Origin of the sequence: Proteus genomosp. 4 str. ATCC 51469 (assembly GCF_003144375.1) — a bacterium.
Classification (GTDB): Bacteria; Pseudomonadota; Gammaproteobacteria; order Enterobacterales; family Enterobacteriaceae; genus Proteus.
Map to the genome: position 1 here is coordinate 428,928 of NZ_PENV01000002.1, position 19,878 is coordinate 448,805.

The window sequence follows — 19,878 nt, forward strand, 5'->3', positions numbered from 1 at the left end:
TTTATTGTTATGTCTATCTCTGACTTATCTCCTGAACTGCAAGATAAAATCAAAAATTCAGTTACTCGCGTTTCTAAAGTTATCTTTCCAACCACAACTAACCATCACTCCACACTCTTTGGTGGTACTGCATTAGCTTGGATGGACGAAGTGTCATTTATTACCGCCACACGCTTTAGTCGTAAACGCCTAGTGACTGTCTCAACCGAAAAGATTAACTTTAATCATCCGATCCCATCAGGCACGATTATTGAACTAGTCGGTGAAGTTATTCGTGTTGGACGTACTAGCTTAACGGTTAATGTCTCAATTTTTCTGGAAGATATGTATGCGGAAGGACGAGAAGAAGTGATCCATGGCCAATTTAATTTTGTAGCTGTCGATAATGCCGGCAAACCCACGCCATTATTCGACAAATAGCCTCTTATAAAGAGTACCATCTCTCTTTTGACCTACCTTAATTAAAAAGTACATGATTTTATTATGTCGTAAATTATTCTTAGTAATAACAAGACATTAAAATAATTAATTCAAATGGATATTTTTCAATCAATGATAAATATTCAATAAAATCAAATGGTAATAAGATTACTAACATGTAAGACAAGAGTTATCCACAGTTAATGTGGATAACTGTATACAACAGAGAATTAGAGAACACAGATCTTTATTACTGAAAATTCAATCTGACAAACTGTTAATTTCATTCCTATTTTTGCACTTTCAGCAATAACTATATCAACAGAGTGTGAATATCTTCGGCCCACTTCAAGCGCCAAATCGATGGAAGGTTCAATGAGCAATATTACGCCAACATCCTCATTATCCCCAGAGAGGTCAGTAAGCGATCTTATTTGAATGAGTGGTTTCATTATATTGTTAGCAATTTCTTGCGCTTTATCTGTTGCGGCTTGATTTACTCTTACTTGCTTTTCTATACAGCCACCACCAGAATGAAGATAGATCATAATAGTCTCATTATAAAAACAAAGGTCGTTATCCTTATTATTCAAATCGACGGCATAAAAGCCAGTCAATCCTATAAGAAAAAACGACCTTATTTCTCATTATTATCCTAAGCAATATTATTTAGTAGACACTTACCAGCCATAAGAAACACCACCACCGACAACACCGCGATCTTCCGTATTCCATGAAGCTGAAACACGAATAATTGCACTTTCTGTTATTTGATACTGAGCACCTGTTGCAAGTGCATTAGCATCTCGATAATTACCAACCCCCACACCTAAACTAAAAGTGTGAGCCGTCACATAGGGAATATTCGCCATAGCTGCAACGGAAGCGATACCAGCACTTGCTCTCTTATCTGCCTTATCAATTTTATTATCCATATTTTTTAGTGCAATATCGTTATCAATAAAGATATTTTTAATTTTATTATTGGTATATTCATTTGCAATAGAGATAGAGTCATGTTTTGATTTTTCTATATATTCCTTCAACGATTCATCTCTATCACTAATAATGCTATTAGTGATATTAATATACTCATTTCCTTTTTGAGTAATATACTTCTCACGCTCCTTTATTATTTTTTCATTATTTTTTCCAATAAGCCCTTCCATACCCGATGCTATTTTACTAATTTCTATATCCGTATAAGTATTAGCATTTTTTTCTGATGCTTTAACTTGCCCTTCTGTTGATATTGTAATTTCATTTCTAACATTATCAATATGCTCAACTATTTTTACATCATGCTGATTAACTTTAAAATCAGTATACTCTTTACCACTATTTTCAACTTCAATAAATCTATTATTTGTGTAATTTTTAATATCCGTTTCAGACTCACTAATTTTATTATCAGTATAAGACTCAACACCGGCTTTCATATCTGAAAGTTTATCTTCGGTATAAAGGTAGAATTCATTTTTTTCTTCATTGATATAATTAATAATTGTATCTTGATATTCGTTTATTTTACTATCGGTATATTGATTTGATTTTTTATTTGCATCATCAGCCAATGCCTTTGCTTTAGATTCACTTTGTTTTAATACAGCTTCACTTGCTTTAGAGATATCATTTTGTATTACTTTGTTATTTTCATTTATTTGAGTTGTGGTTGCTTTGAGTAGAGTATTTTTTTCTTGCTCAATTTTATCATTGATGACGACATTATTGTCACGAATACGCTTATCAGCTTCAATAAGAATATTATTTTTCTCTTCTTGCAGTTGAGAAACATTCACCGCATCTGTATCTTGTGTTCCTGCTGCAACATTAATAATTTGTCGCTGATTTTTATCACTACCTATTGATAGCGTATTATCTCGATTATTACTGCTTTTATCACCTAATATAATAGCATTACTTGCTGTTCCTGATGACTTACTCCCAATAAGGACCGAATTTTCAGCGCTATCTGAAAGGCGGCTTCCACTACCTAATATCACCCCATTTTCCGCATTATTTATTGCACCTTTACCTATACTAATTGCATCCTTACCTTCACTATAAGCTTGAGAGCCAATAGATAGTGAACCTTCACCAATAGCCATTGCCCCACTTCCTAATGACAATGCATTATCCCCTATTGCCGTACTTTTATGACCGATTGCCGTTGCATTTTTACCCTCAGCGCCAGCATTAGCTCCAATCGCTGTTGATTGGTCTGAATGTGCCCACGTATTATATCCAACTGCTGTCGCCTCATTACCATCGGCTTTACTATCTCCACCTAATAAAGTGGTATTATTGGCATAAGAAAATGTAGATGAAAATAATATAATAGCCAATAATTTCATCTTAAAACTTATATTACAAATCATATTTATATCACTCCATAATTAATAAACTCATACATAGAGTAATATGTATTTTATTTTTTACACATTATATATCTTACAAAATAATTTAATTACCCTTATGAATTTCATTATAAATGAATAATAACATTGATATATAATTATATAATCAATAAAAAAATAAATTACTATTTTTTATTTTCAAAATAAAATCAACCACTAAAGAAAAAAGACAAATAATAAAAAAATAAGAATGGTTTTTAATATTAAAAACAAGATCTATTTTAATAAAATTAAAATATTTTAAATTTTGAGATAAAGATCAAATAATAATAACGCTATTTTTTTATATTTTAATGGCATTATAAATTTATATTACAACAATAGCTAAGTATAAATCCCTAAACATTTTTATGTTTAGGGATTTATGTTTATTCAATAAAAGTCGCTTCTGCGATTAATAATTTATCAATTGAGGATTGACATAAATAAGGCCTAAGAGCTTCAAATTTCTTCTCTGACCATTGATAAATTTTTAACGATAAAAGTTGCTCAATCACATTTGGATCAAAACGGAATTTAAGATGTTTCGCTGGCGTTCCACCTACAATACTATAAGGCTCCACATCTTTGGAAACAACACTATTAGCAGCAACAATAGCCCCTTCACCAACAGTGACTCCAGGCATTATCATTGCACGCATTCCTATCCATGCACCATCCTGAATATGAGTATCACCTTTACCTATATAAGCTTCTTCAATTTTATCCATAAAAGGATATAGAGAGAACCAGTCCATACGATGAGTATGGTTTCCGCCCATTAATATAACGGCTTGTGCACCAATACAAACATAGTCACCGATATATAATTTATCAATTTCCCATAATGGTTCCCATTGCAGGCTAACTTCATCACCATAAAGATAGCGCACAACAGAAGCTTCAAAACCCTCATCCCAACAATCACTGTAATAACTATGTTGTCCTTTGATGATAATGTTTTTATTTTTTACTGTTTCATGTAGATATTCTACACGTGACCAATGCTTATTTTTCATAATATGACTCGCTATAAATTAATGAGTCATCAAAGAATGCTTAATTCTCTGATGATGTGTTCGCATTCAAAACACATCGCCTTAAGCTATCCTAGGTTGAAGTAATAAAGGATTTTGTTTCATTTTACTTTATTATCCTGTCTCTTTATTCAATAAACTTATACCACTATTGTTATCTGTCATCATAAGCTTTATTGACGAAAAAACCACGGATAATCTACATAACATTTTATGACTATCCATGGTTTAAGAAATGACTATTTAAAAAAATCTTTACTACCATGAGGCGCACAACGTAAATATTGAGGCGCTACTTTTATGGTTTGCTTCAGTTTTTCTGCCGCATGCCAAGGCCAACGAGGATCGTATAAAATACCTCGACCTAGTGCAATAAAGTCAGCTTGCTCTGTTAATAAAATAGCTTCAGCTTGTTCTGGCTCGGTAATAAGTCCAACCGTAATAACTGGCAATTGTGTTTCATTATAAATAGCCTGAGCAAATGGCACTTGATAATTAGGGCCTAGTTTAATATTTTGCTTATCAGATAAACCACCAGAAGAAACATGAATATAATGGCAACCTAACTCTTCAAGATGTTGCGTTAAAGCAACTGCGCTTTCCAGATCCCAGCCACCGTCAACCCAATCTGTTGCAGAAATTCTCACGCCAACGCAAACATTATCAGAAACAGCATTTTTCACCCCAACAAAAACATCTGCTAATAACCGACTACGATTATTAAAATCACCACCATACTGATCTGTTCTATCATTTGATAATGGGGATAAGAATTCATGTAATAAATATCCATGAGCGCCATGAATTTCAATAACATCAAAACCTGCTGATTCTGCTCTTTTCGCTGCCTCAATAAAGGATTGCTTTATCTCTTCAATTTCTTCAATAGTCAGAGCATGAGGCTGATGATTTTTTCCAAAAGGAATTGCTGAAGGTGCAACTTTTTGCCAACCATAAGGAGAATCTGGTGCTAATGATCCGCCACCATTCCAAGGCAAATCAGTTGATGCTTTGCGCCCCGCATGGGCGATTTGTATACCAATTTTAGCAGAGGAATATTGCTTAATATTATCAACCAGTTTTTTTAATTCACTGCCATGCTGATCAGACCAAATGCCTAAATCTTTATAGCTAATACGGCCCCTCGGTTCAACAGCAGTTGCTTCCACAATCACAAGCGAAGCACCTGATAATGCAAGCTGCCCATAATGCATAATGTGCCACGTTGTCGGATAACCATCTTGTGCCGAATATTGGCACATTGGCGCAACAATAATACGATTATCTAACTGATGGGGGCCTAATTTTTTAGGGGAAAACAACAAACTCATATAAAGCCTCCTGCTACCAATAAGAATTTATGCAAAGAAAATTACTTTGCTTATAAATAAATGGATTTAATATACAAGTTTAAGGCTATCGGATCTTATCCATCAAGGCGATGCCCTACTTCACATTGTGATGATAAATACTTTATTTCTTAGTTATTATTTATTCTTACCTAAACCTTATAGTTATTAAAATAATATAAAAGTTACTCAATAAACTATCACCTTATTTTAATCTGCTACAACGTAATAAGATATTATTTGAAACGTATAAAACAAGAAATGAACAAGATGAAAAAGATCAGCACTAAATGCTGATCTTTTTTCTAATTAGTCATTCGATTTTGCAGGCTTAACCAGTAACAGAGAGAAACGTCTTGCGATAGGCAACACAAATAAGACGGTTGGAAAAGCAATCATCCAAGAGATCCCCCAAGAGCTTAACCATGGGGAGATAACATACATACCCATTCCTAACGATTTGACGGTACTAATAAAAGCAACAATACCTGACATAATAAAAGAAAGGAAAAAAGGAACAAGAAAAATCATTGCTCGAGTAGGCAGTTTAGGAATACCTAAAAAATAATTTTTGTCATGAAAAGACATAGTGAAAGACTCCAATAATACGATTGTACAACGGCACATAACTGCCAATACAACAGGCTAAAACTAAGTTATATGCGTTGATTAACGTAAACGCTTACGAGTCTTATTGACTAAACTGTAGGCTAGTTTATTAATAAATATTTTTTTGTCAACTAAATTATTCTATTCTCATCTAGAGAATAAATGATATGAGATAAATATAGGTTTCTTTTGTTTTATATAAAATTTATTTATATAATTAAACAATTAAAAATAATAGAAATGAGAAAACATTATCTTGTTTTCTCACACTTTTTTACCAATCTCTTGTTGCAATTAATTCTTCTATATCAGCATTTTTAAAACCATATTCATCAGCAATAATACCAAAATCTTCTGCAATACACTCTCTTGCAACTGTTTCAATATCACTACCTTCTTCACAAAACTCCTCAGCAAGATCATTAAATTGATCTGTTGTTTTTTGAGTTAAAATATAAAGCTCTGATAAATCTTTAGGTGAAGTTGCTTCAATTTTAAAACACAGTGTTTTAAGTAAATCTTGTCCTTTTTTTACCAGGTGAGCTGGATAATACTCATCATTTTCCATCTCTTTTAAAAAAGAGTGTGAAGCCAAAACTGAATTTTTGATCATGGTGAAATCCTATTTAAGTATTTACCTTAATGACATTAAATACATGTCCTTTTTCTGGTAAGGATATATTACTTTCTTTAATTAAATGATTCATTTCTGTTACACTGAATTTATACAACTTTAAGAGTAAATAGAAAATAGGCAATAAAGTAAAATGACTAAAAAAATACGAATTATTTTTCTTTTTTTGACTATTGCTTTGCTTTCTTTTTTTATTCTTAATGCCTATTTTAAGCACTCCCCTTTAGCAACATGGAAATTTTATGGCAATAATGGTGAATACATTACAGGTCATTACTACCCACCAGCAAAAGACAGTGCAACAGATCTCATCATTTCAATTCCAGAAGTTCCAGAAAAAAACGGTTTAAAAATAACAAAATGGGATAATTGTCATTTAAAATTAAACAATGATAACAAAATATTGGATATCTCTTATTTTACAAATGGGCTCGTTCAAGCCTCATTTTCCACCGATAATCCAATTTCTATACCTCTAATAGAGCTTAATTTTTATCAGCCTGATGATATGCATTGGTCGATAACTCGTTTAACTGATGGCACTTATAAAGGCTGGATCTGGGATAATGTCGCTAATCAATTAATTCCCATACATTACCAATCTGATAGAACAACATTAATTGAAGGCACTAACTATACACTGATGCCTGGTAGTTATTGGCTATTTCAGCGTTGGGATAATGGAGTATTAGTGGAAGAATACAATTTAGATGATTTACCAGCAAAAGATAACTTTATTCCTGAAAGCGATAAACAACGTCTAGAACACGCAAAAGCAGAATTTCAGAATATAGCGAATGAACTAGCAAAACCGTTAAATTTACCATTTGATTTACATTTATGGGATAACTCATTTTGTGAGTAACAACCACCATGTGAAATGCTCCCAGAGGGATGGGAGCATTTCTGACACAGAATGATTTAATTTATACTAAATAACACCATCTAATTTCATATAAATTCCTTTTAATAAAAATCAAATTCCTTTTAAAACACGAAGTTCTATTGCAAGAGTATAGATGAATAGAGTAAATAATTTAAATCTAATAAAATGTTGTACAACAGGGATATAATAATTCCATTATTTTATTTCAATAAAACAATAAAGCATCATTTTAATAGACATATTAATCAATGAAATTATTTTTTTATATTTATATTATCTTAAATACGCCATCACATTTAATCATTCTTAACTAATGTTATATTTCATTTTAAAATAGCAAGCATCTTAGGTAAATCATTTAAGTTAACTTAGCATAATAATGTGAGAATATACTACCTATAACAAACCAAGAATAATAATTCTAACTTAATTCGTTTTTAAAAATTAACATTAAATGCCTTAAAATAATAAAATACAAAACAAAATTATCTAGAAACTCCATTCATATTAATACTTTATTTTTGAAGTCGCCTATTTTTAGTAAAAAAAAATATTAAATAAAATCTTATCTTACATTAAGAGTTCATTAATCAAACTTGATTTTACATTTTATTATATTGCTCAATTTTTATTTGGCTCTTATACTTTCTTAAGACGATTTTAGATAGGTATTATTATGAATATTTTATTGGTTGAAGACGATCTACAACTCGGTAAAGCGCTTTGTCGCGGGCTTGAAATTGCCGGTTTTCACCCATGTTGGGTTAGGTTACTTGCTGATGCTCGTGTTCAACTGAGCCAGCGCCCTTTTGATTTAATGCTATTAGATTTGGGTCTACCAGATGGCGATGGACAAGATGAACTTATTGCACTTAGAAAGAATGGCGAAAAAATTCCGATCATCATTTTAACGGCTCGAACTCAAATCGACAATTTAGTACAAACTTTAGATTCAGGGGCTGATGATTTTTTACCGAAGCCTTTCGCTATGCCTGAACTTATTTCCCGTGTAAAAGCAGTTAGCCGTAGAATGGCTGGTTTTTCATCACAAATATGGTCTATTGGGGATTTACAGCTTAATCCTGCAAACCATCAAGTCACCTTAAATGACGAACTGCTTTTATTATCAGGTAAAGAATATCAGTTGTTATACGAATTAATGCGTAATACTGATAATGTAGTGCGTAAATCTGAGTTAGAACAACGCCTATTTGGTTTAGATGATAAAATTGAAAGTAATTCACTTGAAGTCCACATGCATAATTTGCGTAGAAAAATAGGAAAAGAGCGAATTATCACTGTGCGTGGTGTGGGTTATTTATTAAAAAAAGATGCTAACTAAATGAAGATCCGTTCTTTCTTTATTTACACCATTGTTCTTCAAATTATCTCTATTGTTATGCTTTGGGGCGTATGGTTAGCTTGGATACAATTTGATTATCTTGCTGAGTTTGAAAAAATTTATAATAAACAGCAAGAAATTATTGCTGAGGGTTTTGCTAATACCTTAGAGAGTGTTGCTGACCAACCTGAAGTACTCAAAGAAATCGCACATAACTTACAGGGTATGTATATCGACGCTATGCTTAATGGTGAAGATGATGAATTACAATATTTACCTTGGTTTATCGCCTTAGATGAAAATAATACCCTTATTTATACTAATCGCCCTGAATTACCTATTCCAACCAGAGTGCTTTCATTAGCATCCGAAAAAGTCTCTGTTGCAGGAGAAAAATGGATACTCTCTTTTAGTTGGGGAGAAAAACACAAAATAAAAGTGTTTATTGGTGAATCCGTTGAAGATAGGGGTCATGTTATAGGTAACCCTGTTGAAGGAACATTTGTGCCCTTTCTGTTTATTCTAGCAACAGTTATTTTTGCTATTTTAATTACAGCTTATTTTAGCTTACGTCCGTTAAGGCAAGCTGCAGAACTAATTTCTAATCGTAAACCTCGTAACTTAACGCCCATTAATGTCGGTCAACAATTTAAAGAGATACGTCCAATCTTTAAAGAATTAAACCAGTTAATGGCAAGAATCGATGCAGCTAATATTCGTGAAAAACAATTTATGGCAGATGCCGCCCATGAATTAAGAACACCTATTGCAGCCGTTATTGCTCAATTACATCTACTCTCTTTAGTAGATGATCAACATGAGCGCGAAGAAATTATTGATGATATGAAACAATCACTTGATAGAGCCGCAGCTCTTTCTCATCAAGTAATTGATTTAGCACGATTAGAATGTGATGATTTTCCACTTAAAATAGAAACCCTTGATATCTATAACATCATTGGGAATGCAATAGCACAACGTGTTCCCTATGCAATTAGTAAAAATATTGAACTATCACTAAATGAAGGGCATCCATTGCCCCTTAAAACTGATAAACAGGCATTACTCTCTATATTTAATAATCTACTTGATAATGCTATTAAATATTGTCCTAAAGGTAGCCAAGTAGAAGTTACTATTGAAAATAGATATGCAGAAGGGGTTAACATTTTTGTGCGTGACGATGGGCCAGGAGTGGCAAAAGAACATATTAATGCCCTTTTTTCACGTTTTTATCGTGTTCCTGGTTCAAATGAAACGGGTAGTGGCTTAGGCTTATCTATTGCACAAAACCTCGCTAATAAAATTCAAGCCTCATTAATTGTGACTGAAGGACTTAATAATAGAGGTATCGGTTTTATTATCATGCTGCCGTTAGAAATAAAACCATCAGAAAATGATTAATTACTTATTAATTAACAAAATATTAGAAAGGAGGCATTAATGCCTCCTTTTCTTTTATCACCGTAGCGTTAATTGTTGATTTATTCCCAAAGCTTTATTAGCCAACGTAACCCAGCAGTCACTATTGCGGCACTAAGCACAATCATAATAAATGGCTTTTTTTGCCAAGTGAAAACACCCGCTACCCCAACGCCAATAATTTTTGATATATCAGCAAGTTGATTGCCATCAAAAAATGTTGAGGTCGTTGCCACTGAAAATAAAATAACAATTGCTGATAATGAAAGTATCTCTTTTACACGAGGCGAAACACCAGACCTATTGTTAAGCAATATTCCGGAAAGACGCATTGCATATGTGCCAACAGCAAGAATAATAATTCCTGTAATAATAGATGCGGTGGACATTAAATTCTCCTTAGCACAAATAACACGCCAATTAATGACAACAAAACGGGTATCCCTACAGGTAAAAATAGTGTTGTTATAAGAGCAATGGCACTACCAATAATCGCAGTATTACGTGTTAGTTTATTTTTTAATGCTGGTAAACTTAGTGCCAAGATAATAGCGGGAAACATCGCATCTAACCCTAACATCTTAATATCAACAATAAATGATCCTAAATAAACGCCTATCATAGTTCCTAAAGGCCAAACAAGTAAAATGCTCAACCCACATGCCCAAAATGCAAGTTTATTCTGTTCAGCTGTTCGTTGAGATAAACCAAATACAACACTTTCATCATTTAATATATGAAAGCCTAATAATGATTTAAGCCCTTTTCCGGGTAAATCTTTTACAGCCATACTGAAGGGAATATGTCGTGCATTAACCATCAATCCAGCAAGCGCTGCATAAATTGCACTTCCTCCCATCGCCACTACACCAATAAAAAGAAACTCAGAAGCACCGGCTAAAACGAAAATGGATAACACTAATGGCACCCAAAAATCAAACCCTTGTGTATGAGCCAAAGCACCATAAGAGATACCAACAATACCATCTGCTAATGAAACAAGCAGAATGTCTCTAAGTACGTTATTATCAAGCCGACTGTTAATTTGCATAGAATATCGTATTTTTTATTGAACATATCGTTCATTATGTTGAACGGTTTATTTTTTTGCAAGATGATTTTAAAGGAAGCTATGATGTCATCGCCTTGTGCGCCTATTGAAATTATTTCTCAGGCCCTTGCCCGAGAGAGAAAAAAAGCGGGCCTTTCGCTTGCTGAAATTGCAAGACGAGCCGGTGTTGCAAAATCCACATTATCTCAATTAGAAGCAGGCCAAGGAAACCCTAGTATTGAAACACTCTGGGCGATTTGTGTTGCATTAAACATTCCGTTTTCTCAACTTATTTCAGCACCACAATCTGAAATCAAAGTTATTCGCAAAGGTGATGGCTTTAAAATTAGCGCTGAAAAAGCGTATTACCATGCTTTTTTACTTTCATCCTGCCCAATAGGGGCAAAACGCGATATATATACCGTAATTGCTCAACCGGGAAAAGATAGGGTGTCAGATCCTCACAGTAAAAATGTGACTGAACATATTATTATTATTAGTGGTAGTGCAATGGTGGGAACGCTAGATAATCAACAAGAATTGCAACCCGGTGATTATATTTGCTATCCCGGTGATGTTACTCATGTATTACGGGCTTTAGAGCCAGATACAACCGCTGTAATGATCATTGAACATCATAATTAATACAATAAATGATAAATTTACCGCACTGTTATATTGCAATAAAAATCTAAAAACAGTGCGATAAATTTTATTAAATATATTTGTCTATTCAATTATTTTTTAAGTACTTTATCAAGGTAGATCTCACGTAGACGTTGAGACAAATGCCCAACTTTCCCCTGATTTATCTCTTCATTATCGATTGAAATTACAGGCCAAATTAACGTGGTAGCTGAGCTAATAAAAGCTTCTTTTGCTTTTTTAGCTTCATCAAGCGTAAATAAACGCTCAATAACTTTAAGCCCCTCTTCTTGCGCTAATTGAATAATTGCTTGGCGCGTGATACCTGGCAAAATGTCCTGACTCAAAGGTCGTGTAATAATTTCATTATCATGATTTACAATAAAAAAATTACTTGAACTACCTTCTGTTATATAGCCATCTTTTATTAAAATAGCATCATCAGCACCTTGCTGATGTGCATAATGTTTCGCTAAACATGCGGCTAATAATGCAACAGTTTTAATATCACAACGCTGCCAGCGAATATCGTCAACACTGACTACCGAAATACCTTTTTTGGCATTAGGATGATTAATTACTGTGGAGTGCTGAACGAAGGCAACAACTGTAGAAGGAATAGATGAAGACGGAAAATCAAAAAAGCGAGATGAATCAGTACCTCGGGTTATTTGTAAATAAATAAGCCCTTCATGCAGATGATTGCTTTCAATAAGTTTTTGATGAATATCGATTAATTGTAATTTCGTGATAGGAAGGGATAATCCTAATTCTTTGCACGAACGCTGTAAACGTTGGAAATGCCCGTCAAAGTCAATGAGTTGACTATCAATAACTGCGGTAACTTCATAAACCGCGTCTGCAAATAAAAAACCACGGTCAAAAACAGATATTTTAGCCTGCTCTTTAGGTACAAACTGATTATTTAAATACACAACATCAGACATTTTACCTCCGTTATAACTTTTATTAACATTTAACCTTAGCCACTACCTTACTCCTTCAATTTTATATTTCAAAGATGATTTATCACCTTCCCTACCTCTTTTTAATTATAGTTTTATTTAAAGAAGTCATGTTATATAAGCAAAAATTGCTATAATTTAACTTATATCCAAAATATAAGCGTAAAGAGGTTGCTATGTTAGATATTAATAAAAATAATTTATCTCAGCTAACAGAAAAACTGGTTAAAAGACAATGTACCTTAATGAACATTATCGCCACATTGGGCTTTATTGCAGGTTTTATCTGTATTATTAACCCTCTCTCTTCTGGTGTTGTTATCAGTGTATTACTCGGTATCGTTTTCTTTGCCTGTGCAATATCCAGCATTATTGGTGGCTTCAATTCTCAAGTCTCTTCAGGCTGGTCAATGCTCATCACATTATTAGCTGGTTTTATTTATCTTTTACTGGGCTATATTTTTATTACTGATCCGCTAAACGGTATGCTTAGCCTGGCTTTTTTTATCGGTTTTCTCTTTATTTTTGCGGGGATATTGCGCCTAAATATCGGCTTCAAGCAAATTAAAGATAACTTTTATGGGTGGTTTAATATCTTGGTAGGATTTTTAGATCTCGTTATCGCCTATTTTTTACTTGCGTTTGGGCCTGAAACATCCGTAGCTCTGGTAATGGCATTGATTGGTATACAGCTTATTTTAAGCTCACTCACCATTTTATCGATAACCAGTGCAATAAAAAGAATGACTCGTTAATAGGCTATACAATAATCATATTTTTATTAGTTTTTGCTAAGCAAAGAGCCACATAATGTGGCTCTTGAGCAGAAAACTATTCTCTATATTAAGTGTGAATATTAAGCACAAGGCAAGCGCAGAGATACTGTATACATATTCTCACCACAAAGATAACAATTCCCTGTATTCTCAAATATCATCACTTGGATACCTAATTGCCCCACTTCAATATTAGGCAGTGCATCAGCCAAAATACTTTCTAACACTGGTTCTAGTATTTCAACCATATTTATAGGTTCATTATTTGGTGTTATATCATGCAAGAAGTTACCTAAACGAGGATCATCTGCATAAATTTCCAATGTTGAACGATACACTAACGTTCTTTCACTGCTATTCATTTTAGAATAACCATTAAAAATGATAACCATTTTCTGGATATGCATTTTTGCAACACGGTTTTTAATTTGTAAACATAAAGAAGGTACAAGCCTAATATTGACAGAATTAAAATAGCGATCGCAAATTTGTGGAATAGTGACACTAACGCAAGGTTTAGGTGCAATATTTTTAATTTGCTTATTACACTCTCCCGTTAAAGAGTTATCAACAATAATACGCTCACGGCGAGAAAAACAAATATTATCGAATATATCAACAGTGAAGAAAGAGATGTAATGGATACCATTTGTTAATGCTTGATTTTCCAATCTAACAGAAACTGCAGATTTATCAGTGCAAGGCAACATTTTTAATTGGTCATTAAAATAAAAACCAACCTGAGTACTTTCACTAATATCTCGTCCTAAAATAAGATTTGCATTCACACAATAATTTTCACTGTAATAACTTAAAATCCCATTTAATGTTGCAGGCACTTTCGGAGAGGGTAGCTTCTCCGTGGTTAATTCAACATAATAATCTCTTGATTTAATGGGCTTGGTAGGCTCGTCACTATTTTCAGATTCAGCATGAAAAATGGCAATTTGTTTTGGCTCACTCTTTTTAAACCTTACTTTAAAATTCGCAATACCATATTTATTCGTTTTGCCAACATTAACCATTTCGCCATCTGCGTTATAAATTTCGGGTTCAACATCAAGAGTACTATTATCAACATCATAGACTAATTTAACTTCTTTATTTGACGCATCCTCCCCCTCTTTATCCTGTAAATGCACGACAAAGCTTTTAGAGACACTTTCCCATTTACTTGGCCACTGCATAGACTCAGAACGTATTGTCAGTAAATCATCAAATCGCTCACAGTTAGTCGTTGTGCAGTCAGTATTAGGATTGGCTTTTGGCGGTGTAACGCGAATTTGTATCGGTGTTGCGTAATATACGATATTTTCATCATCTTCATCTTTTAATATCAATTGTAATGACGCCACACCATTACGATTTCCCGTTAATGAGATCTCTGTTGTATTGTTATCAACTATCGTAATGTAGACATCTTTATTATTGGGTAAAATTAAAATCCCTTTCGGGCTGGTACGCCATTCCGCCAAACGCAAATTAATCCCAGTTATAACAACCTCATATTTAATAACTCGATTTATCTTTACTTCATTATCCACTTCATCAGGCGATGCCTTGATCTGATTAAATTCAATCTTCACATCCGCATCAACAGCTTGAGCCTGAGCACTATAGGCAGGCGGCTGAGACGCTAGCGTTTCTTTCTCACCTTGTAAGATTTTTTGCAAACGTTCTTCTTTTGTTTCGATATCCATTGAGTGATTTCCTTTCTTTTTCCGATTCCATTTTTAGCTTAAAGCAAAAAAAATAAGTGAAAATCACAATAGAAAAAAGTCAACTGAGTATTGTTAACAAACGGAAATAAAAAACAATTAATAAACAATAAGATAAATAGGTTCACCAATAAGGCACCACTGCTTAAATAGGCAGAAAATGCCTTCAGCATAAAAAATAATTTAAAATTTAAAATATTTTTGTATAAAGCTATTGACTGTTATGAAAATGTGATTAAAATCAATCTTAGAAAATATTTGTGACGTGAATCACATTTTATTAATAGGATACTTAATATGAAATCAATGACTTCTTTTATTACTCACCTGCACCAAGTTGTTGTACAATTATCATCAACTCGCTTACTGTAATTATTTGATTTAAAATAATAAACAGCTCAAAGCCAGAAATAGTTCTCTCATCGCAAAAAAGACTATTTCTGGCTTTTACTCTATATATTTTCTTTTTCCTTACCTTATTTACCCGCGCACCTTTCGTAACAAAAAATTCACCTTCTTGAACTAAGATCTCTTTTCTGTACTCTTAATACACAATACACATTAACTATGAGGATATTTTATGCAGCAGCAACTGCTTACATGGATACGTCAATTCAATGAAGAATACGCTCAAGTCGCTTCTTTATTACTCGTTTTAGTTATTATTTTTCTTGTTGCCCTTGTTCTTCATTTTATTTTACACAAATTAGTCCTACCTCGAATTTCGAGCGCCATCAATCAATATGACCAAAAATGGCAAGTTTCATTAGAAATAAACAAACTATTTAGCCGTTTTGCTTTTTTAATCCAAGGTGTCGTTGTTAATATCCAAGCACTTGTTTGGATGGGTTCAGGTAAAACACAAGAAGTCCTCACCACCAGCGCCCAAGCTTGGTGTTTAATTTTCGGCTTATTGATGCTTTTCTCTATTATGGATCTGTGCATGCAGATCATGAGAAATTCATCCTCCTTTGGCCGATTACCGTTGAAAGGTATTTTTCAAAGTTTAAAACTCGCCGCTTCAGTCCTAATTGGGATAATGATTATTTCCCTACTCATTGGAAAATCTCCCCTTATTTTACTCAGTGGTTTAGGGGCAATGACGGCAGTATTAATGTTGGTGTTTAAAGATCCCATAATGGGATTGGTGGCTGGTATTCAGTTATCCGCAAACAACATGATAAGCTTAGGTGATTGGTTAGAAATGCCTAAATATGGCGCTGATGGTGCGGTTATCGATATTAGTTTAACAACCGTTAAAGTCCGTAATTGGGATAATACTGTTACCACTATCCCAACTTACTCACTTATTTCAGACTCATTTAAGAATTGGCAAGCTATGACAAAATCGGGAGGACGTCGTATTAAACGAAGCCTTGCTCTTGATATTAATAGCATTCATTTCTTAGATAAAAAACAACTTGATGATTTAGAAAAAGCTCATTTATTAGCGCCTTATATCAAAAATAAGGAAAGTGAAATTAGTGAATTCAATGCGACTTTAGGCAATGAATGTCAAACACCATTAAACCAACGTGGCATGACCAATATCGGAACCTTCCGTGCATATGTTGAAGCGTATTTAAAAAATCACCCTAATGTTCATCAGCAAATGACCATTATGGTAAGACAATTAGCACCAACCTCAGATGGGCTTCCTATTGAAATTTATGCGTTTACCAATACAACTGTTTGGGTACAATACGAGGCGATTCAATCCGATATTTTTGATCATATTTTTGCTATTTTGCCCCAATTTGGTTTAAGAGTGCATCAATCCCCAACGGGAAATGATGTAAGAGCACTGAGATTTCCTGTAGAGAATAATCAGCAATAAATCATTTTTATCGAAAATCAGAAAGGAGATAAATTCTCCTTTTTGACTTTTTGTATTAACAAATATTTTGAATCTCTTATTTTGTTATCATATTAACAATCTTGTTTAATTATAATGTATTTAAAATCGCTATGTTATTTTTTATATATCGATTGATTGTTAAATCCTATTTAATCTATATTTCATTTACCACTAAAGTGGTATTTATCAAAAAATGTAACCATTTGTTTAATAATTATTTTTTTAGATAACGTTATTAACATTTTTTATATTGATATAAATCATTATAGGTAGAAGGGTTATAACTTAACATATATATACAACTTTACTTGTTGTGAAAAATGTTAGGGTAATGTCAATGTCAAAAATTAAAAATAATACTTCTATTACTGAAATGAGTCGGCGTGGATTCATTCAGTCTGCAGCAGTTATTTCTGGTGCTGCTGCTGTTGCAGGAACGGTTTCATTACCATTCGCTGCTAATGCTCAAACCCCCCAGGGTATTCGTCCTGATGAGACTTCAGAAACTATCAAATACAGTGCATGCTTAGTGAACTGTGGTAGCCGTTGTCCATTAAAGGTTCATGTGAAAGATGGCGTTATCCGTCGCATTTCTAATGAAACTATGTATGACGATTCAACATTCGGTCTTCACCAAATTCGTCCTTGTCTGCGTGGTCGTTCTGTTCGTTGGAAAACCTACAATCCAGACCGTTTAAAATATCCAATGAAGCGTGTTGGTAAACGTGGTGAAGGTAAATTTGAACGTATTTCTTGGGATGAAGCCACATCAATCATCGCCGAAAAATTAAAATACACCATCGAAAAGTATGGTAATGAAGCAATTTATTATCAATACGGTACAGGCTCTACCGGCGCAAACTTACACGGTAGAACCGCATGTAAACGTTTATTAAGCACTGTGGGTGGCTTTTTAAGTGATTACGGTACTTATTCTTACTCTCAATTAACAGGTATCGTTCCTTATGTTTATGGCGATATGTTGGAATCTCTGTTAACAGAAATTGAGAATTCAGATCTCGTTGTGATGTTTGGTCATAACCTTGCTGAAACTCGTATGTCGGGTGGTGGCCAGTTCTATGAAACGCTAAATGCGTTAGATAAGAGCAAAAGTAAAGTTATCATCATTGACCCTCGCCGTACTGACAGTGTGACAACACTGGGTGCAGAATGGATACCAATTTATCCAGGTACCGATGCCGCATTAGTTGCTGCACTAGGTTATGTGATGATCCAAGAAGGTATCACCGATGAAGATTTCTTACGTGAATATTGCGTCGGTTGGGATAAGCAAACACTTCCAGCATCAGCACCTGAAAATGGCTCTTACAAAGATTACATTTTAGGTAATGGTCCTGATGGTATTGCTAAAACTCCTGAATGGGCGAGTAAATTAACCGGTATTTCTGTTGCACGTATTATCCAATTGGCACGTGAAATTGGTGGTGCAAGAGCTGCGTGGATCTCTCAAGGTTGGGGTATTCAACGTACTACCAATGGTGAACAAGCCTGCCGTTCTATTATGATGCTGCCATTAATGTCTGGTCATATTGGCCGTCCAGGTACAAATACTGGCTGTTGGGGCGGTAACGTTGCTTATCCTGTAGCAAGCTTTGCACTTCCTAACCCTGTAAAAACGCTGATCCCAACATTTATGTGGTCTGAAGCGATTGCACGTGGCGAAGAATTAACGAGTAAAAATGCAGGTGTTAGAAATAAAGATAAACTCGATACTGGCATTAAATTTATGTGGTGTTATTCCAGTAACGTGATTGGTAACCAACACGCTGATCTGAATAAAACCCATGATTTGCTGCAAGATGAATCAAAATGTGAGTTTATTTTAGTGTGGGATAACCACATGACACCTTCTGCAAAATACGCAGATATTCTACTACCAGACGTAACAACGGTTGAAACAAACGATCTTATCAATAACTCTTACGCAAGTGGTGCTTACCACTATGTTGTCCGCTTACAAAATGCGATTAAACCACTTTGGGAAAACCGCCCTTGCTATGATGTCTTAACCGACATTGCAGAAAAAATGGGTACCAAAGCACAATTCACCGAAGGTCGGACTTACGAAGAGTGGATTGAATATTGCTATAACCAAATGCGTGAGAAAAACCCTGCATTGCCTACTTTTGCAGAAACCAATGATATGGGGATTATCGATCGTAAATTACCTAATCGTAATCAATACGTAGCACTTGAAGCATTCCGTCAAGATCCTATCGCTAACCCATTAAAAACAGCGTCAGGTAAGATTGAAATTTATTCTGAAAAATTAATGCAAGATACTGAAGGCTGGGTTTTACCTGAAGGCGACCGTATTCCTGCTATTCCAGAATATTGTAAGAATGAAGAAGGTGTTGAAAACGTTAAGCTTAAAGAAAAATTCCCTCTGCAAATGACGGGTTTCCACGATAAAGGCCACGTTCACTCAAGCTATTATAACGTTGCTATGTTACGTGAAGCTATCCCACATCAATTCTGGTTAAACCCAATTGATGCGCAAGAACGCGGATTAAAATCAGGCGATATCGCTGAAATTTATAATGAACGTGGTCGCTTAAATATTCTTGTCAAAGTTACTGATCGTGTATTACCTGGTGTGATTGCAGTACCGCAAGGTGCATGGCGTTCACTTGATACAACAGGTGTAGATACAGGTGGATGTATTAATACATTAACAAGCTGGCACCCTTCGCCGTTTGCTAAAGGAAATCCACAACATACAAACCTTGTTGAAGTGAAACGTGCATAA

At 34.2% G+C, this 19,878-nt stretch carries 18 protein-coding genes; 8 read left to right on the top strand and 10 right to left on the bottom strand.

Annotated features, from left to right (window positions below):
- Positions 1-9 precede the first annotated feature (9 nt).
- Entirely contained in the window at positions 10-420 is a 411-nt protein-coding gene (locus tag DK866_RS04185) for an acyl-CoA thioesterase (RefSeq protein ID WP_072068555.1), read from the top strand.
- A 230-nt stretch (positions 421-650) separates the two neighbouring features.
- Here the strand turns inward: DK866_RS04185 and DK866_RS04190 are convergent, their stop codons facing one another.
- The 6 genes from DK866_RS04190 to DK866_RS04215 form a co-directional block, all read right to left on the bottom strand.
- Positions 651-968 (bottom strand): hypothetical protein, encoded by a 318-nt coding sequence (locus tag DK866_RS04190; RefSeq protein WP_109407838.1) that lies wholly within the window; start codon positions 966-968, stop codon positions 651-653.
- Positions 969-1,100: 132 nt separating this feature from the next.
- The gene (locus tag DK866_RS04195) at positions 1,101-2,774 is read right to left on the bottom strand and encodes a YadA-like family protein (protein WP_244179651.1); all 1,674 of its coding nucleotides are present in this window, start codon (positions 2,772-2,774) and stop codon (positions 1,101-1,103) included.
- 431 nt (positions 2,775-3,205) lie between these two features.
- Positions 3,206-3,835 carry a CatB-related O-acetyltransferase gene (locus tag DK866_RS04200; protein WP_109407840.1) on the bottom strand — a complete coding sequence of 210 codons (630 nt, stop codon included), beginning with the start codon at positions 3,833-3,835 and terminating at the stop codon, positions 3,206-3,208.
- A gap of 257 nt (positions 3,836-4,092) precedes the next feature.
- On the bottom strand, positions 4,093-5,184 hold the full coding sequence (locus DK866_RS04205) for an NADH:flavin oxidoreductase/NADH oxidase (protein WP_109407841.1): 1,092 nt from the start codon (positions 5,182-5,184) through the stop codon (positions 4,093-4,095).
- Between the two features lie 327 nt (positions 5,185-5,511).
- A complete protein-coding gene (locus tag DK866_RS04210; RefSeq protein WP_109407842.1) occupies positions 5,512-5,790 on the bottom strand; it encodes a DUF2798 domain-containing protein in 279 nt (92 codons plus the stop codon).
- 295 nt (positions 5,791-6,085) lie between these two features.
- The gene (locus DK866_RS04215; protein WP_109407843.1) at positions 6,086-6,424 is read right to left on the bottom strand and encodes a DUF5713 family protein; all 339 of its coding nucleotides are present in this window, start codon (positions 6,422-6,424) and stop codon (positions 6,086-6,088) included.
- A 154-nt stretch (positions 6,425-6,578) separates the two neighbouring features.
- On the opposite strand from DK866_RS04215, the gene DK866_RS04220 reads away from it, so the two are divergent.
- From DK866_RS04220 to DK866_RS04230, 3 genes are all read left to right on the top strand, one after another.
- Positions 6,579-7,310: a hypothetical protein gene (locus tag DK866_RS04220; protein ID WP_109407844.1), complete on the top strand. Its 732-nt coding sequence runs from the start codon at positions 6,579-6,581 to the stop codon at positions 7,308-7,310.
- A 697-nt stretch (positions 7,311-8,007) separates the two neighbouring features.
- The gene (locus DK866_RS04225) at positions 8,008-8,673 is read left to right on the top strand and encodes a response regulator (RefSeq protein ID WP_109407845.1); all 666 of its coding nucleotides are present in this window, start codon (positions 8,008-8,010) and stop codon (positions 8,671-8,673) included.
- Positions 8,674-10,077, top strand: coding sequence for an ATP-binding protein (locus tag DK866_RS04230; protein ID WP_109407846.1), 1,404 nt, complete (start codon positions 8,674-8,676; stop codon positions 10,075-10,077).
- An 80-nt stretch (positions 10,078-10,157) separates the two neighbouring features.
- Here DK866_RS04230 and DK866_RS04235 read toward each other — a convergent pair whose 3' ends face one another.
- Both DK866_RS04235 and DK866_RS04240 read right to left on the bottom strand, forming a co-directional pair.
- Positions 10,158-10,484, bottom strand: coding sequence for an AzlD domain-containing protein (locus DK866_RS04235; protein ID WP_109407847.1), 327 nt, complete (start codon positions 10,482-10,484; stop codon positions 10,158-10,160).
- Positions 10,484-11,146 carry an AzlC family ABC transporter permease gene (locus DK866_RS04240; protein WP_109407848.1) on the bottom strand — a complete coding sequence of 221 codons (663 nt, stop codon included), beginning with the start codon at positions 11,144-11,146 and terminating at the stop codon, positions 10,484-10,486. The genes DK866_RS04235 and DK866_RS04240 overlap by 1 nt, the downstream gene beginning before the upstream one ends.
- Before the next feature lie 84 nt (positions 11,147-11,230).
- Here DK866_RS04240 and DK866_RS04245 point away from each other — a divergent pair, with 84 nt between their 5' ends.
- The gene (locus tag DK866_RS04245; protein WP_109407849.1) at positions 11,231-11,791 is read left to right on the top strand and encodes a helix-turn-helix domain-containing protein; all 561 of its coding nucleotides are present in this window, start codon (positions 11,231-11,233) and stop codon (positions 11,789-11,791) included.
- 92 nt (positions 11,792-11,883) lie between these two features.
- Here the strand turns inward: DK866_RS04245 and DK866_RS04250 are convergent, their stop codons facing one another.
- The gene (locus DK866_RS04250) at positions 11,884-12,738 is read right to left on the bottom strand and encodes a D-amino-acid transaminase (protein WP_109407850.1); all 855 of its coding nucleotides are present in this window, start codon (positions 12,736-12,738) and stop codon (positions 11,884-11,886) included.
- Positions 12,739-12,932: 194 nt separating this feature from the next.
- Here DK866_RS04250 and DK866_RS04255 point away from each other — a divergent pair, with 194 nt between their 5' ends.
- Positions 12,933-13,511, top strand: coding sequence for an HdeD family acid-resistance protein (locus tag DK866_RS04255; protein WP_109407851.1), 579 nt, complete (start codon positions 12,933-12,935; stop codon positions 13,509-13,511).
- A 101-nt stretch (positions 13,512-13,612) separates the two neighbouring features.
- Here DK866_RS04255 and DK866_RS04260 read toward each other — a convergent pair whose 3' ends face one another.
- Positions 13,613-15,232, bottom strand: coding sequence for a hypothetical protein (locus DK866_RS04260; protein WP_109407852.1), 1,620 nt, complete (start codon positions 15,230-15,232; stop codon positions 13,613-13,615).
- A 598-nt stretch (positions 15,233-15,830) separates the two neighbouring features.
- Between DK866_RS04260 and DK866_RS04265 the strand changes: the two genes are divergently transcribed.
- Both DK866_RS04265 and DK866_RS04270 read left to right on the top strand, forming a co-directional pair.
- Entirely contained in the window at positions 15,831-17,087 is a 1,257-nt protein-coding gene (locus tag DK866_RS04265) for a mechanosensitive ion channel family protein (RefSeq protein ID WP_109407853.1), read from the top strand.
- A gap of 358 nt (positions 17,088-17,445) precedes the next feature.
- Positions 17,446-19,878 (top strand): DMSO/selenate family reductase complex A subunit, encoded by a 2,433-nt coding sequence (locus DK866_RS04270; protein ID WP_109407854.1) that lies wholly within the window; start codon positions 17,446-17,448, stop codon positions 19,876-19,878.

Coding starts and splice junctions, on each gene's coding strand:
- DK866_RS04205 (WP_109407841.1), bottom strand. CDS start 5,184: ATGAGTTTGTTGTTTTCCCCTAAAAAATTAGGCCCCCATCAGTTAGAT.
- DK866_RS04220 (WP_109407844.1), top strand. CDS start 6,579: ATGACTAAAAAAATACGAATTATTTTTCTTTTTTTGACTATTGCTTTG.
- DK866_RS04255 (WP_109407851.1), top strand. CDS start 12,933: ATGTTAGATATTAATAAAAATAATTTATCTCAGCTAACAGAAAAACTG.
- DK866_RS04185 (WP_072068555.1), top strand. CDS start 10: ATGTCTATCTCTGACTTATCTCCTGAACTGCAAGATAAAATCAAAAAT.
- DK866_RS04195 (WP_244179651.1), bottom strand. CDS start 2,774: ATGAAATTATTGGCTATTATATTATTTTCATCTACATTTTCTTATGCC.
- DK866_RS04260 (WP_109407852.1), bottom strand. CDS start 15,232: ATGGATATCGAAACAAAAGAAGAACGTTTGCAAAAAATCTTACAAGGT.
- DK866_RS04230 (WP_109407846.1), top strand. CDS start 8,674: ATGAAGATCCGTTCTTTCTTTATTTACACCATTGTTCTTCAAATTATC.
- DK866_RS04200 (WP_109407840.1), bottom strand. CDS start 3,835: ATGAAAAATAAGCATTGGTCACGTGTAGAATATCTACATGAAACAGTA.
- DK866_RS04190 (WP_109407838.1), bottom strand. CDS start 968: ATGATCTATCTTCATTCTGGTGGTGGCTGTATAGAAAAGCAAGTAAGA.
- DK866_RS04210 (WP_109407842.1), bottom strand. CDS start 5,790: ATGTCTTTTCATGACAAAAATTATTTTTTAGGTATTCCTAAACTGCCT.
- DK866_RS04240 (WP_109407848.1), bottom strand. CDS start 11,146: ATGCAAATTAACAGTCGGCTTGATAATAACGTACTTAGAGACATTCTG.
- DK866_RS04215 (WP_109407843.1), bottom strand. CDS start 6,424: ATGATCAAAAATTCAGTTTTGGCTTCACACTCTTTTTTAAAAGAGATG.
- DK866_RS04250 (WP_109407850.1), bottom strand. CDS start 12,738: ATGTCTGATGTTGTGTATTTAAATAATCAGTTTGTACCTAAAGAGCAG.
- DK866_RS04270 (WP_109407854.1), top strand. CDS start 17,446: ATGTCAAAAATTAAAAATAATACTTCTATTACTGAAATGAGTCGGCGT.
- DK866_RS04265 (WP_109407853.1), top strand. CDS start 15,831: ATGCAGCAGCAACTGCTTACATGGATACGTCAATTCAATGAAGAATAC.
- DK866_RS04225 (WP_109407845.1), top strand. CDS start 8,008: ATGAATATTTTATTGGTTGAAGACGATCTACAACTCGGTAAAGCGCTT.
- DK866_RS04245 (WP_109407849.1), top strand. CDS start 11,231: ATGTCATCGCCTTGTGCGCCTATTGAAATTATTTCTCAGGCCCTTGCC.
- DK866_RS04235 (WP_109407847.1), bottom strand. CDS start 10,484: ATGTCCACCGCATCTATTATTACAGGAATTATTATTCTTGCTGTTGGC.